The organism is Halovenus marina (assembly GCF_051414115.1).
Taxonomy (GTDB): Archaea; Halobacteriota; Halobacteria; order Halobacteriales; family Haloarculaceae; genus Halovenus; species Halovenus marina.
On the sequence record NZ_JBLKNZ010000002.1, the window covers coordinates 95972 to 111514 of the forward strand.

Below are 15543 nucleotides of genomic sequence, written 5' to 3' on the forward strand. Positions count from 1 at the left end.
CTCAGTCTTTGTATTTTGCACGGGGCTTGTGTCACCTTCTGAGGGTTTCAACAAGGTCACTGTGACAAGTCTCGCTACAGTAACTCTGATCAAAGAACTCGATTATATTAGGTTCTCAATAGTCTGAAAAGCCAGCAGCGTTGGCAGAGATGAACTGGATTGGCAGTAGAGTCGCCAACGCTGTTGGGATGAGGGGGTTGGGGGTGGGGGTTGGGGTGCCACCAATTGGTGGCGTCTCTTTGTAATTCGTCGATAGACTATAGTTCTTTTCCAAAATTTGCCCAATATGATCTGGTAAACATCTATGAGTGCGTTATGATATTTCTATTACTATATTAAACTTCCACTCTGTTTCCAGTGTTTGTCTTTCTTTGATAGCAATAACTTATTTATTGTTCTCATCTGAACCAATCTCTCATCGGCGGGGATACCCGCAGTGAGACCGTAATGGAGTACCCACATTCACCTGATGTCGAGGAACGGGAGTTGTTAGAAGACGGCTTCTCTGCTGGTTGGGGCGCACATCATCAACCCTCCGAGCGATATTGGATCGATTGTCATACCCATATGCTGGAGACTGAAGCAGGCAGCGTAGTTGACGTAATTGAGGATTGGACCGATTACCTTAACGCGTGGCGGTTTGCAGGGGCCGTGGGAGTTGATGGCCGTCCCGCAGTTATTGATGAATTCGAGATCGCAGACAGAGAGACTGATCATTTCCAGTGGATGTCGCGACTCGACTATGATAACCCCAGCATGGACGCTATCGGCTCCAGTTTGGAGGCTGGCGCTTGTGGCCTAAAACTCCATAATAAACCGCTGATCGAAGCAGGGGAACCGCCTTCAAAGTGGCAAGACCCAGAGTGGCACGATGTCTTCGATCGACTGGAAACGGCTGATCTCCCGGTCTTCTGGCACGTAACTCAACGACTTACTGACGCCCCCTATATCGGACAGGGCCGGAATAAAAACTGGAATCAAGTATCAAACAGTGACACGAATTATACAAACGAAGATCTTCTCCAGTCCTTCATCGAGATAGTGGAAGAGTATCCTGACACAGACTTTATTGGAGCACATCAGTTGCATCTCGGATTCGATCGGCTCGCAAAGTTATTCGAGTTGTATCCAAACCTCTATATCGATACCAGTGCCGGATTTTTCATTCGCTGGGGTGATCGCATCTATCCCCAAGACCGAGATCGGGTACGGGAGTTCGTTATGAATTGGTCCGACAGGATTCTGTTCGGGACAGACTGCGCCCTCCACGGAGATGTTCAAACCGCGAATCTACGTCAGCAATTCCTTGGCCATGTTCGATTTATCAGACAGCTCAACCTCCCTGATAACGAACTCCAACAAATATCTCATCTCAACGCTGAACGATTGCTAAATCTTGAGCACGTGCGAGATACGGGTGGAGATGGAGTCCGTCCCTAGAAAACCGTGGGCCAAGATTTCTCACGTTTGGATGGATTGAGTGTCGTGTACCAGGAGAAAATAAGGTGACGGGGACCAGTTTCGTTCTGGGGTAGATGTTTATCACACCCACCGACTAATCCTAAATATGGCCAACTGGGAGATTTATAAAATACAACCTCGAGTATCCTGTCGCGAAGGATATCGTCGAGACTGCTGTGCGGTACCCGGTTTAGATGATTTGAGAACAGATCCATCTTGAAACATGTTGGAATTGACCGTCTACTCTGAAGAAGCTATTTCACGATCTACTTCGATGCAGATTACCGACTCTCTCGAGTACTTTTCACCTGATGTTGTTCTTGTACCGTCAGACCGGTTTCGATACGAGCTAACGACTCTTGTTTCAAATTCTACGGAAGTAATTTCTCTGGACTCCCATCATTCGAAGCTACGTCATATATCGACGGTTCGTGGAGTCGAGTTATTGGTAGCACCGACGATAGATGCTCTCTCATCCCTTTCGGAGTACGAACGTGAACACCCCGCAAAAACGGTTTCAGACACGTATCTTCTCTCAGATATACTCGAACTCGATGTCAAACCAACACGCCTCGAAACACGACTCGTAGGATGCGACCAGTACGAAACCAGATTTGCTGATGATAATTTGGAGCGGTCATTCACACACCTGACACCAAATGCGAATCCGGGATATCGTCAAACGTGGGGTACACTCCATGTACAGGGAGTGATGCCCGGCGTAAATATCACTCACTCTAACTCAGGACCACAAATCGCTCATCTCTCATTACTCCCGGACGGGGTTGTCTCGGCACGCACACGGATGGCCTCTCAGTTCGGAGTTCGAGCACTCAACCAGGTCGGTCAGACTCGCTGTGAGACGCTTCGGGAAGCAGGATTTCGATTTCCTGAAGAGATCGCCGACGCAGAGTTATCACGCCTGATGGACATCTCCGGGTTTGGACGCTCGACTGCGAAGACTATCGTCGATGCTGCTGAGGCGTTTGTCGCAGGGGAAGTTCGTCGAACTGGAGACGGCACACTTCCAGGCGGCGACCCGATATTCATCGACATCGAAACTGACGGTTTGAATCCAACCATCGTGTGGCTTATCGGTGTGTTGGACAGACAAGGCGATGAACGGTATCTCTCGTTCCTGAATACTGACCCGAACAATCCCGGTGATGCTGTTGAGTCGTTTATGTCGTGGCTAGACGCATACGGTCACAACCGGCCTGTTGTCGCGTATAATGGATACGAGTTTGATTTCCCGATAATTGAGGAACACGTCAATCGTTATTGTCCGGAGCATCTCGAACTCTGGGAGGATACCTGGAAATTTGACCCGTACCGGTGGGCTGTATCGGAGGGCAAAGCCCTCCTCCCAGGGCGAACGAATAAATTAGATGATGTTGCTCAGGCACTCGGCTGGACGTCTGAAGAGACTGGGCTCACGGGCGAAACAGTCGCACGATTATTTCAGGCCTACATGGAGAATCCCTCACCCGAGACTGAATTGGATTGGGAACGACACGAACGATATTGCGAAGACGACGTCCGGGCGCTTGCATACGTGTATGATGCGCTCGACGACGCATCTACTCGAGCGAATTCCGAGGCCACGAGTTCAGGTGAATCACAATCAAGAAAATCAAGCAACACGGCTCAAGGCCGTCTCACCGACTTTTGAATCACATGGCTAACACAAACGACCCCTCAGATACGGAAAGTACGCCGTTTCATACAGCGAAGCTCAAGGCTACGTATCCACATTATAAACAGCAGTTACTCGCGACAAGAACGCAGTCGGAGCAGCACGCAGACACCGTCGCAGCGGATACTGTTCTCCCTCCTGAGATAGCTAATTGTCTCGAAAACGATCTCTATTCTCATCAAGCGGAGGCTCTCGATCGACTCACTGACGGTGAGAACGTTTCGGTCGCGACGTCGACTTCGTCAGGGAAAACCTGGGTGTATACACTTTATTACGCGCTTCGAAAGCACCGTAACCCGGACGCGCGAGCGTTGTTCCTGTATCCGACGAAAGCTCTAAGCGCCGATCAGGAACAAGCTGTGAACAACTTGTTCAAACAAATCGGTCTTGACGCGACCGCGGAAACCTACGATGGCGATACTCCCGGTGACCGGAGACCGATCATCCGCGATCGGGCTGATGTGGTCATCTCAAATTTCGCTGGCATCAACGCCTATCTCAACACGCACGTCAAATGGCGGGATATCTTCTCGAACTGTGAACTCCTGGTCATCGACGAGAGCCATACATATACTGGGATCCACGGAATGCACGTTTCCTGGATCGTTCGACGACTACGGCGTATCCTGGAATATTACGGTGCAACACCACAGATTGTCTGTTCCACAGCGACAATCGGGAATCCGAAAGCCCACCCCGAGACGCTCACCGGTTCGGAGTTCTCTGTCGTCGATGCAGACGGCAGCCCGCGTGGAAAACGAGAAATCGCGTTCTGGCAACCCCCGATAGATTCCGACGATTCCCACTCAGATATCGACACACAGGACGCCATTCCGTCGATGCGTGTGAACGCCAACAAAGAAGCTGCATCGCTCCTGGCTCATCTCGGTCTCAACGACGTGCAGACATTACAGTTCACTCGCTCTCGGCAAGAGACGGAATTCGGGGCGAAACAAGCAATTGCTGCTGCCAAACGCAATCCGCAGCAGGGGTATCTCGATGTGGATCCGTACCACGCAGGGTTGAGTAAATCAAAACGCCGAGCCACGGAGAACAACCTCAAATCTGGCTCACTCGACGGTGTCCTCACGACAAGCGCTCTCGAACTCGGTATCGATATCGGCTCCGTCGACGCCACCATTCTCGCTGGCTATCCCGGGACTCGACAATCGTTCTGGCAACAAATCGGTCGAGCAGGCCGGAATTCATCTGAGGCGCTCTCGGTGTTTGTCCCTCGGAGCGACGCTATAGACCAGTATATCTTGGATCACCCCGAGTACCTCTTGGGGGACAATATTGAAGACGCAGTCGTCGACCTCTCGAATAATGCAGTATACGCGCAACACATCTTGTGCGCGGGTGCAGAACGGCCCTTGACCCGGGACGATGCGACCTGGTTCGGTTCCGAGGATCGCCTCGAACGAGCCGTCCAGATGTGGAAAGACGCCGGACAAATGACCGGCGACCTTGACCGTGGAGCGCAGTACGATGGCCCTCCACGCCCTCAGGGCACTATTTCGATGTATGCGACCACTGATGAACAGTACCGTGTTCGACGCGTTGACGGCGATATCGACATGGAGCCGTTGGATAAAGAACGAGTCTACCGCGAGTACCATCCCGGAGCGCTCACATTATACGATGGAACACAGTACGAGGTCGTCGATGTTGTTGAAGAAACACCTCGGCCATACGTGGAAGTTGAACAGGTTCAAACCAACACGTATACACAGACGTTGAGCGACAAACGCGTCCACAACCTCGAAATCGAACGGTCACGCGACTTGGGCGACGGCTATCGTCTCTGTGCCGGAATGGGCGACGTCGATGTACACTACCATTCGTACAAAGAGATCGATATCAACACCGGGAAAGCTGTCGGAATGCCGACATCGACTGGTCTTGATCCGATATCGCTACGGACGCAATTGATGTGGGTCGAATTCCCACCCACCATCGGTGACCGAGTGATTAGAGAAATCCCGTCAGAGACACTCCTCTCACCCCCTGAAGATTCACCGATGGGTGCGGAGGAGTGGACACTTGGCGGTGGTCTCCACGGCGGCGAACACGGGATGATAAAAATGTCGCCGCTCGAACTCCGCCTCGATAACAGTGACATGGGGGGACTGAGTACACTAACGCATCCAGAAGTCGACTCCCCGGTGTGGTTTATCCACGACGCCGTAGAAGGTGGGGTTGGGTTCTCCCACAGCATCTATGATAATTTCACTGCTGTTGCTGAACGGACGATTGAACGGGTTGAGGAATGCGACTGCGACCGACCAGAAGGATGTCCCTCCTGTCTTATGAGTAGCCAATGTGGGAATGAAAACGAACCACTACACCGTCCAGCCACCTCTGTCTTACTCAACGCAGTTCTCGGACAGTTCTCAGAGGATACGTAAACCGCCTCGGAGCCAATCTCGAGGAACTCAGTCACCTCCGTCCGTAAACCGTACTCTACGACAATTTCGGGAAAGGAGGTGGTGTCCACATCCTTACACATGACCGATCACCTCCAGAGCGAACCGGTCTGTGCAGCCCAATCGTGAGGGATTTGGGGCGCCACGCAGTGGTGGCGTTTCACATATGCCCTTTTTCTCCCTAAAGGTTTGTGCTGGGTACGTTAGTCGATGATCTCGACGATCTTAGAGCAGATTGGGCACTTCCCCCTCCCGCCTTCCTCGGCACTCAGTAACTTTGATTCTTGGCCCGTCCACCCACAATCAGGACAAAGTACGTCTGTGGAACCCATCTTCTAGATTACTGTCTGAACTCAACTTATATAGAATTTATGATACTGGTGAATATTATCGAAAACCACAACTGATGATACAAGTGAGATACAATAACTCTCGATCTCCCACTTCTGAAACCACTTAGTTGGGGGCTATCGATGGAGGATTAAGCGTTAACCAACAATCTCATGTACTTACGGCTTTTGTTGGTTAATAGGACTCAATCCATGTCATACTCTCCACCACCAGTTCCGTCTGATATCCCAGACGACATCGTCCGAGATCTCGATAATTGTTCCCCGGCACAACTCCGTTCGGTCGCGAAGTACGCCGAAGAACTTGCTGAGTACCGAGAACGAGAAGAACGATTATCAGAAGAACAGAACGGTGATGATGCTGTACCCGAAGACACTCCAGATGATGTTCCTGCAAAGGCAACTATCACCATAAAAGAAATCAACGAGAACCGATACTATTACTGGCAGTGGCGGGAGGGAGACAAAATAAAATCCAAATACAAGGGGCCGGTCAACGCTGATGAATAACTGAGCATACCGCGTATACCACCGTGGAATACAGTCAGCGATAATCAACGATACTTCCGGAGAACATCCAGCGAATTGATTGGCTGTAAAATTGGCCTTGTTGAAATCCTCAGTCGGTGATAATTTTCAACGAGCCTGTTGCATACAGGGCGCGTATCTCTCAGCGGTCTATTTCATTATCAAATGAGGCTCCGTCTTAGTGACTAGTACAGACTCCGATGCCTGATTGAAATTCTGTGGTACGTTTTAACATAGAGCCAACTGTTGTTTCAAGAACGATGCCAGACCCAGAGCTACCGATGCTTCCAGATGGTACGACGCTTCGATGGCAGTACCTCGAGCAAGGGGAATACTCCGCAATAACGATTTTTGCGGAAGTTCAAGATGGGCGGATTCAGTTCCAAGTCGAGCCAAGGAGGCCCTCAGGCACGACACGTGATTTTGATAAACTAATTAGAGGGGACGATGGGTACGCATGGGACTATCCGTGGGAAGAATGGGAGTGGAATGACGGAGAGGAATGGGTTCCAATTAAGGCGCTCAGAGAAGGTAATAATTGAGTCTTTGTCATACTCAGATTTCGTTTAACGTCGTAGAATCGGGATATTAGAGAAGACCGTGCGCCAAGTTCACGCTGTAAACTACCCCCACCCTACTCGCTCACGGCTTCGCCGTTCGCTTCGTTGAGGGTTCCGTCAGACAGAGTCTGACGACGTGGAGGCTGTGAGCCTCCACTGGGGCTTTCGCGTGGACTCCCGCTCTGGCCGGAATCCCCGGCAGGAGGTTCATACTCTCCGTTCGCGTTCAACGTCCCGCGATTCAAGCGCACGCCTACGGGTGCGCCTCCGCCGTCCCCAGTTTGGTTCCGGCGGAGATACCGCAAGCCGATGTTCTTGGCGGCGTTGTAGTCGGCGTGGTTCTCGTATCCGCATTTCAGGCACTCGAAGTCCTCGCCGTCGCGGTTGTCTGGGTGCGTGAACCCACAGTGTGAACAACGGCGTGATGTATTCTCTGGGTCCACCTGCTCCACGTCGATACCGTGGAGTTCGGCCCTGTATTCGACGTACTCGTACAACCGCTCAAACGCCCACTTGTGCCCCCACGAGGTACCGGAGAGGCGGTCGCGGATGCCGGTCAACTCCTCGAAAGCGATGACCGTACAACCGTTCTCGACGGCTTCCTCAATGATGCCGTTGGCAATCCGGTGGAGCATCATCTTGAACCGACCCGTCTCCTTGCGACCGACCGCTTGGATGTTCTCGTGAGCGTGACGTGAGCCACACTGCTGGAGTGAGGCCCGGCGTTTCTCGTACTCGCGCCGCCAGTGGTCGAACTCGTGCCCGCTCCAGAACGTGCCCGTTGACGTGACCGCGAGGTGGTTCACGCCGAGGTCAACGCCGAGGACTGTGCTGTGCTCGGTCGTTACCTGCTCCGGCGTGTCCGACTCCATCTCCGCCTTTGTGCGGAGATGAAGAAACCACTCGCCGTCCTTGTTGTGGAGTTCTGCCCCCGTCACCTCGTAGTCGTCGTTGTCGAGATACCGGCTGTGAGGTGTGTCGCGGCCGCCGTCTGGTAGGACGTACTCGACTTCGATGCGTTCGTCTATCGTGGCGAGGGAAACGTGGTCGTCGTGGAACGTCGCACACCGCTTGTCGTAGACAACGGTCGGCTTCGAGAAGTGTGGTTTGCCAGCATACTCACCTTGCTTCCAACGAGCAACGACGCCCTGTACGGCGTCGGCGGCCTTGTTGCGGGCGTTCTGGACGAGATTCGCGTGTAACCGGGTCCGGTCACGCACGTCGTCGTAGGTTTCCTCCTGCAACTGGGCCTTGCTCGTGGTCTTGTAGTTGCCTTGCCAAGCGTGGTCAACGACGTAGTTGGCAGCCCATAGAAACTCATCGACTGTCTCGCGGAGAAGTGCGGCGTCGTCGCTGTCCACGTCGAGTTTCACCGGGACAGTACGCCGCACCTCCATACGTCAGATGTATGGCTGGTAGTTTATCAACATTAGGGAGAAAGGGCGGCAACAGTCCGTGGTGTGTTTCGGGGTTGTCGGCTCCTGCGCGCGGGCTTTGCCCGCTCGTACGGCCCGAGGCGCTCCGCGCCTCGCTGTCGCCTCCGGCCTCGAAACTGCTGAATGCAGCACGAACTACTTAACAGATCGACGGTAGATCGATTCGGAGTCTACGAACCGCAATAACGCTTGTTGCGCACGCGAACCTCGACAAAAACTCTGATACAGAAAGGAAAGTGCAAAGTCTCCTATAACTCGCTCCGCGTTGATCTCTCTACTCAACAGTTATACTGCTAAGGCATTATGGCCAAATCAGAACTGCTGGCGCTCGGCGAACGCAAACGGGAGTACAGGACCACTACCTGCCCGCTGCAGGGTTCGACCAACTTCAGTTAGTGTCCAGCGCGACCCGAACACATCATCCACGAGCAATACCGGCCCTTCACGAATAGAGTCGGTCACCTCGAACGCCCCCTGAACGTTCCAGCACTGTTGATATGAGTTAGCTAGGTCTGCTTGGGGAGCTGTTTCCTCCACCTGTTCAACAATAGGATCATATGGAAGTTCTAATTTGGTAGCGATGCGCTCGGCGGCATCGGTGACCAGCCCCTCAACCGAAGTTGAGGGGATCGCCGTTACCCATTCTGGCTCTGGAGAAGGATCCCATGTTGTCTCGATCAAATTGACGGCAGACTCGATGAGTTCCTGATTAAAACGCCCACGTTCGGTTCTCCCGTGTTGAACCAGTTCCCCCCAGCCCGGATCGTTATACCTTGCCAGAGCACGGCCGGGTTCGAGTTGTTCGGTATCAGGAATCCATCCAAATGTGCCGTGCTTTTCAGGGAGTTGACGACGCGGCTCGATAATCTGCCACCTATCGTCGCGGTAGTATACACGTGCCTTCTCAATCAAATCATCATCGAAGATCGTCTCCGGAAGGAAGTTCTGATCACAGTTCGCGCACTGTCCACATGGTTCGTTGAGAGGGGCGTCTAACTCCGTAGCAATAAACTGCATAAGACAGGCATCAGTCGAGATGAACTCCTGAATGCAGGTCAGTTCTCGCCACCGCTCTTCTGTTACCTTTTGATAACGTTCATCATCGTAGATCCATTCCTCACCAGTTCGAACAAATCCATTTTCGAGTCGATCAAGTGCGCCATCGACACGGAGGATACTAAGGCACTTGTCTATCTTTGTGTACGAGAGGTTGAGGAGCTTTAGCAACTGTCGCTTGTGTAGGGGTTCGTCGCTGGCTTCAATTGTGTCCAGTATCTGCTCGAAATCCTCCGGGTCCGGAAACGAATTCTCGATAAAATACCGCGCGACTTCGTCGTCTCGATCATGAGAGAGGACGAACGCATACGCCTCGTTGAGATCACGGCCCGCCCGTCCGATCTCTTGATAGTAGCGAATGAGATTCGGCGGCCGTTGGTAATGGATAACGTACCCGAGATCAGGCTTGTTGAACCCCATTCCGAGTGCATTAGTCGCAACGAGCGCATCAATTTCGTTGTCCATTAGCTTCGCTTCGAGTTGCTCACGACGCTCACCGTGCATGCCACCGTGATACGGTAGAACATCCACGCCATGGTCTTGGAGCCAGGTAGCAACGTCCTGAACGTCTTCATGAGTTAGGCAGTAAATGATTCCCGAGTACCTCGTTGCCGAGACATTTTCCGCAAGCCACGCCAGCCGTTGTTCTTGTTCGTCGAATTCCAGAGTCTGAATCTTCAGTGACTCCCGCATCAGTGGCCCTCGCAGCGACATCATCCCAGGGAGTTGCTCGGTGATGTCGTTGACAACACGGTCGTTGGCAGTTGCGGTTGTGGCCGCAATCGGTATGTAATCGGGCAATCGCTCAACCATATCTCGAATGCGTCGATAGTCCGGGCGGAAGTCATGGCCCCAGTCTGAGATGCAGTGAGCTTCGTCGATGACGAGCATCCCAATCTCCTGTTCCATCTCGTCAAGGACCTCCTCTCGGAACTCACGGTTGGCGAGACGCTCTGGTGACACCAATAACAGGTCGCATTCACCGGACTTGACCGCTCGCTTTGCATCGGCCCACTCGTCGGTATTGTTCGAGTTGATTGTGACCGCATGGAGTCCAAGGTCTGCCTCAGCGTCGTTGATTTGATTCCGCATCAACGAGAGTAATGGACTGACCACCATGGTTGGACCAGCACCGTGGTCGCGGAGTGCTTTCGTCGCTATGAAATAGACGATGCTCTTCCCCCATCCCGTCCGCTGGACAATAAGTAGCCGCTCTTGGTTATTAGCCAGTCTATCGATGGCTTCCCACTGTTGGGGACGGAATCCAGCGTTGTTGTTTGTACACTCTCTGAGATAGCGCACTGCATCTGATTCAGAAATGAGAGTCAATGTGAGTCTACAAAGTACGTATCAAATTGGGGCTAAGAATGTTACGACAGGTTTCTACCGGTATGGTTCTTCGATTCTGTGACTGTATCCATCAATTCATTTTCACAACTACCAGACACGAGCATGATTTATAAACAGAAGGCGCCATCCAATATCAAATAACTCCATCCTCTGGAATTAGTTAATCAGTTATCGGAATCCCAGCCTCGTGCGACTTTATACCAGCACTCCGCGTGGAACTGGTACTTTTCTGTCTCGGAATAGTCGGCCTGGATGGCTGCCTCAACCGTGAAGTACTCACGATCACGAAAGATCGGGTCGCCACACTCGGCACAACGGGAGGGGTCAGTCATTATGAGAGAGAACCCTGCGGGTGAATATACTCATGTTGATCGATAGATGGAGTCCATCGTACTACCCTATCGATCCTCAATCAATCAGGGGTTCAATTCAGTCGCGCAGGCCTATCAGCGTCAACTGGCGTGGAAATGTTGCTGGCTAGACGGCCCCGCTGCATCTATACATCCTGATGTCCTGCATGAGTTATGGAGCGTTCACAGTTGCTCCCAGTTATTGTGCTGGTCGCCATGATTCTCTTCGCTGGCTGTTCCATGGTGGCAGATGATACTGGGGATGGGGCACCTGCTGTCGACACAGAGACAGATACTCCCAGTGAGTTCGAGGCGAATGGGACATTAGCCGTTCACAATATCAACGTCGGGCAATCTGCCGGCACCCTCGTTGTCGGCCCGACAGGTGAAACGATGTTGATCGACACCGGCCACTTTAATGACGACGGGGAGCACGTCATTTCGTATCTCCAGCAGCACGATATCGACCAGGTCGACTACTTAGTAACCACACACAACGATGCCGACCACATCGGCGGTAATGCTGCTGTGATCGAGTATCTCGAAACAGAGGGTGACGGCGTCGGTGCAGTCTACGACCCCGGGATCGCGGCCAGTACGAACACCTACGGAGAGTACCTGGATGCAGTCGAGCAATACGACGTGACGCTGTATGAAACCAGGGAAGGTGATTCGATTCCATTCGAAGATGTCGATGTCGAGGTGCTCGGTCCGCCGGACCCCTATCTTAATGGCGAAGACCGAAATGAGAACAGCATCGTTCTTCAGTTCGAGTACGGGCAGACGAGTTTCCTGTATACCGGCGATGCTGAGGAGAATCAGGAAGGGTACCTCGTCGAGGAATACGGCTCCGCCCTCAATTCGACCGTGTACAAGGCTGGTCACCACGGCAGCAGCAGTTCCAGCAGTGGCGAGTTACTGGACGCGGTTGACCCACGGGTCGCAGTCATTTCGAGTGCGTACGACTCACAGTATGGCCATCCCCACGATGAAGTGCTGCAGAAGCTTGCAGACCGCTCGATCGAAACCTACTGGACGGCGACGCATGGCGATGTTGTCTTCGTCTCAAACGGTGAGGGGATTTCAATTCGGACGCAGCAGGCAGCCCCAACAAACGCCTTATCGCTTTATGATGGCGAGTCAATTGCACCAGGGGACGAAGGCTCCGTCAGCGAGCGTAACCGAATTGGGACTGGTCCAATCGAAGACTCGAGCGACACAGCCGGAGAGACAGACGGAGACGCAGACGACAGCACGAGTGGCGAATTGAGTATCGAGACAATCCATGCCGACGCAGAAGGCGACGATCGGGAGAATCTCAACGACGAGTACATCGTGTTCGCGAACACCGGTGACGAGTCGCTTGCGCTCGGTGGCTGGACAGTCGAAGATGAAGCTGGGAAAATCTATACATTCCCAGCCGGATTCACGCTCGAACCCGGGGCAACGGTGACAGTGCGAACTGGGACCGGGACAGATACCGACACGGATCTCTACTGGGGCGCAGGAAGTCCCGTCTGGAACAACGGCGGGGACACCGTTATTGTGACAGCCGGTGACGGAGAACGTGTAATGACGGAGTCCTACTCATGATTCCCGATGGAGAATATACAGCAGTGGTGGATCGGATTGAAGACGGTCTCGCGAGCGTGTTGATTGAAAAAGACGGGACCGATGCCTACGAACTGGTCGTGGAGCCATCGGAATTACCCGAAGACGGACAACACGCTGATGCGGTTCTTTCCGTCGAGATTCGAGATGGAGAGTTGGTTGCAGCGGCTTATGAAGCGAGCGAAACTGAGGAACGGCGGGAGTCGGCCCAAAACCGGTTCGACCGGCTTTCCCAGCGCCCTCCGTCGGATACCGATGAGTGAGCATTTCAAACTCTCTCATGGTTGATGTGACCTCTGCTGCAGACACGCGCGCGTCAGGCAGACGGAGGTCCGCTCATTCGCGGTCAACAACTCGGGGATCATGGCCGGTACACTGTTTGGGTGAGTGACAATTATGGGTCAACCGACGCCCCGATTTCCGCAGCTATCGCTTGAAGATCGGCCTTCTGGAACGTGGAGTCGTCCGCCATATCCGGCGACTCTGCGATGCCAACCTGCGCCCGAATCAGTCGGCGCATCCACAGTGTCGACGGTCGCTCCGCCCCGTTGATATCAAGCTCAAGCACCTCACAAATCGCCTGCAGTTCCTCCTTCGTGAACGACGCATCGACCTCCCGTTCGAAGCGCCCTGTCGCCACGCGAATTGCGCTCCGAACCTCGTGCACAGTCGGACTCATCGTTTGTCACTCTCCTGGTAGCTGCTTCACGGTTCCGACTCGGTCGTAATGGGCTCTTCAGAAAATACAGAGTGGATCCAATCGCTGACTAATGCTGATTGCACGCTCTGAGTCGGCCAAGCGGTTCCTAACAGAAATCGTGGAGGTAATTCAGTGAGTGCTGATTACAAGGCGCGAGCCTTGTTTAGACGCTCCCCAAGTAGGTGGATTAGGGGCTATGGTTGGCCAATATCTGTCCAAGAGTTCCTCTTATCCCATCTTGTCTTTCGACTAGCGGCCGTTTGCGAACGGTCTGCACGCATCTAAACAAGGCCCAAGGCGCGAGATTAATACAGATGAAATGGTAGAAATTAACATTCAGTCGTCCCCACTACAACCCGTGCCCGGTTCTGAATCAGCTGGGAACGGAGTTGCACTTGGTATTGCCATCGGTCTCGCCCTCGGTGCCGGGGTCGGGGTGGCGATAGATAATATTGGACTGGCCCTCGGAGTTGCACTCGGTGTGGTGTGGGACCAACCGGGAGAATAGACTACTTAACGCTTAATTCAGCGCCGCAAATTCTCGATTCTACGCCCGCCGAGCCTACTAGTAGAAACTCACGCGGCCGAATTCCCGAGGCAAAATTCAGATTATAGAATAGCAGGAGAAAACCAACCCCTTCAGGGGTTGGATGAATCCGTAAACTATTGGGGGAAACCACCGACAAACACTCGGCCGACTCCCCAACGTATTTGAACCTACACCCTCGCTTATAACATATGGAAGTGCGGCGTACTGTCCCGGTTAAACTTGATGCGGACAGTGACGACGCCGTACTCCTCGAAGACACCGTAGACACGTTTCTCTGGTCGGCGCAGTACGTCGCAGACCACGCTTTCGAGGGCGAATACGTCACCACCAGCAAAACCACGCTAGACGACGAAACCTACGACGACGTGCGAGAAGCCACAGATGGCTTCAACGGTGGACTGGTACAAGCCGCTCGAAACAAGGCTGCCGAAGCCTGCAAAAGCGTCGTCGCCAAGTGGAAACAAGGCAAGAAGGCATCGAAACCCTACTTCACCAGTCCACATGTCGTCTACGACCACCGCACGGCGACGTTTCACGACGACTACGTGAGTCTTGCTACCACGAGCGATCGGATCGAAGCCGACTACGTACTGCCAGACGAGAACCGTGACACGCCCCACGCGGAATACCTCTCTTCCGACGAGTACGAGACAACAGGTGCAGAACTGCACTATACGAACGGCAACTGGATGCTTCACATCCACTGCAAGAAGGACGTGGAGCCCGACACGCTGGATCAGGCGACCACCGAGAACGGAACGGTTCTCGGGGTTGACCTCGGCGTGAACAACCTCGCAGTTGCTTCAACTGGCACATTCTGGACTGGCGACGAGTTCGACCACTGGCGACGAGAGTACGAGAAACGCCGTGGCGACCTACAAGAGTGTGGCACGCGGTGGGCACATGAGAATATGCAGGCTGTCGGACGCAAAGAAGAAGGCCGGTTCAAGATGACACTCCACCGCATCAGCAACGAACTCGTTGCAGAAGCTCGTGACAACATGTGTTCAGTTATCGCGTTCGAAGACCTGACTGACATTCGTGACCGTACTGGCGCGTCGTGGGGACACAAGTGGGCATTCAACCGGCTCTACGAATACGTCGAGTACAAGGCCGCAGAGTACGGTATCAACGTAGAACAGGTTGATCCAGAAAACACGTCACGTCGATGCTCACACTGTGGATTTACCCATCCAGACAACCGTGAGAGTGGGTCGTTCGAGTGCCAGAAGTGCGACTACGAGAACCACGCCGATTACAACGCCGCGAAGAACATCGGATTGCGGTATCTCCGTCGTAACCAAACTGGAGACGACGGAGGCGCACCCTTGGGCGTGCGCCTGAACAGCGGGACGTTGAACGTGAATGGAGGGTATGAACCTCTTGCCTCAGATGAGGCTAGAACGGGAGTCCACGCTGAATCCCACCCGTGAACGGGTGGGTAGCTCAAACATAACGTTTCCTCAAAT

12 protein-coding genes are annotated in these 15543 nt (G+C 53.3%); 9 read left to right on the forward strand and 3 right to left on the reverse strand.

All coding sequences use genetic code 11. The features are described 5' to 3' along the window. The first annotated feature begins 447 nt into the window (after nucleotides 1-447). From ACMGFL_RS15645 to ACMGFL_RS15665, 5 genes are all read left to right on the forward strand, one after another. On the forward strand, nucleotides 448-1440 hold the full coding sequence (locus ACMGFL_RS15645) for an amidohydrolase family protein (protein ID WP_436936524.1): 993 nt from the start codon (nucleotides 448-450) through the stop codon (nucleotides 1438-1440). Nucleotides 1441-1735: 295 nt separating this feature from the next. Continuing rightward, nucleotides 1736-3133 (forward strand): ribonuclease H-like domain-containing protein, encoded by a 1398-nt coding sequence (locus tag ACMGFL_RS15650; RefSeq protein ID WP_436936525.1) that lies wholly within the window; start codon nucleotides 1736-1738, stop codon nucleotides 3131-3133. Between the two features lie 5 nt (nucleotides 3134-3138). Continuing rightward, entirely contained in the window at nucleotides 3139-5565 is a 2427-nt protein-coding gene (locus tag ACMGFL_RS15655; RefSeq protein WP_436936526.1) for a DEAD/DEAH box helicase, read from the forward strand. Nucleotides 5566-6125: 560 nt separating this feature from the next. Next, nucleotides 6126-6443, forward strand: a complete 318-nt coding sequence (locus tag ACMGFL_RS15660) for a DUF6788 family protein (protein WP_436936527.1) — start codon at nucleotides 6126-6128, stop codon at nucleotides 6441-6443. Nucleotides 6444-6721: 278 nt separating this feature from the next. Beyond that, on the forward strand, nucleotides 6722-7003 hold the full coding sequence (locus ACMGFL_RS15665; protein WP_436936528.1) for a hypothetical protein: 282 nt from the start codon (nucleotides 6722-6724) through the stop codon (nucleotides 7001-7003). A gap of 92 nt (nucleotides 7004-7095) precedes the next feature. Here ACMGFL_RS15665 and ACMGFL_RS15670 read toward each other — a convergent pair whose 3' ends face one another. Then, nucleotides 7096-8418 (reverse strand): RNA-guided endonuclease InsQ/TnpB family protein, encoded by a 1323-nt coding sequence (locus tag ACMGFL_RS15670; RefSeq protein ID WP_436936529.1) that lies wholly within the window; start codon nucleotides 8416-8418, stop codon nucleotides 7096-7098. 351 nt (nucleotides 8419-8769) lie between these two features. Then, nucleotides 8770-10815: a RecQ family ATP-dependent DNA helicase gene (locus ACMGFL_RS15675; protein ID WP_436936575.1), complete on the reverse strand. Its 2046-nt coding sequence runs from the start codon at nucleotides 10813-10815 to the stop codon at nucleotides 8770-8772. Nucleotides 10816-11387: 572 nt separating this feature from the next. Between ACMGFL_RS15675 and ACMGFL_RS15680 the strand changes: the two genes are divergently transcribed. Continuing rightward, nucleotides 11388-12806 carry a lamin tail domain-containing protein gene (locus tag ACMGFL_RS15680; protein ID WP_436936530.1) on the forward strand — a complete coding sequence of 473 codons (1419 nt, stop codon included), beginning with the start codon at nucleotides 11388-11390 and terminating at the stop codon, nucleotides 12804-12806. Continuing rightward, nucleotides 12803-13087, forward strand: a complete 285-nt coding sequence (locus ACMGFL_RS15685; RefSeq protein ID WP_436936531.1) for a DUF3006 domain-containing protein — start codon at nucleotides 12803-12805, stop codon at nucleotides 13085-13087. Before ACMGFL_RS15680 ends, ACMGFL_RS15685 begins: the two co-directional genes overlap by 4 nt. Before the next feature lie 131 nt (nucleotides 13088-13218). On the opposite strand, the gene ACMGFL_RS15690 is transcribed toward ACMGFL_RS15685, so the two are convergent. Continuing rightward, a complete protein-coding gene (locus ACMGFL_RS15690) occupies nucleotides 13219-13503 on the reverse strand; it encodes a hypothetical protein (RefSeq protein ID WP_436936532.1) in 285 nt (94 codons plus the stop codon). 340 nt (nucleotides 13504-13843) lie between these two features. Here ACMGFL_RS15690 and ACMGFL_RS15940 point away from each other — a divergent pair, with 340 nt between their 5' ends. Together ACMGFL_RS15940 and ACMGFL_RS15695 are read left to right on the forward strand one after the other, a co-directional pair. Beyond that, complete coding sequence (locus ACMGFL_RS15940; RefSeq protein WP_495849334.1) at nucleotides 13844-14032, forward strand: glycine zipper domain-containing protein; 189 nt, start codon at nucleotides 13844-13846, stop codon at nucleotides 14030-14032. Between the two features lie 230 nt (nucleotides 14033-14262). Then, a complete protein-coding gene (locus tag ACMGFL_RS15695; RefSeq protein ID WP_436936533.1) occupies nucleotides 14263-15507 on the forward strand; it encodes an RNA-guided endonuclease InsQ/TnpB family protein in 1245 nt (414 codons plus the stop codon). Nucleotides 15508-15543 lie beyond the last annotated feature (36 nt).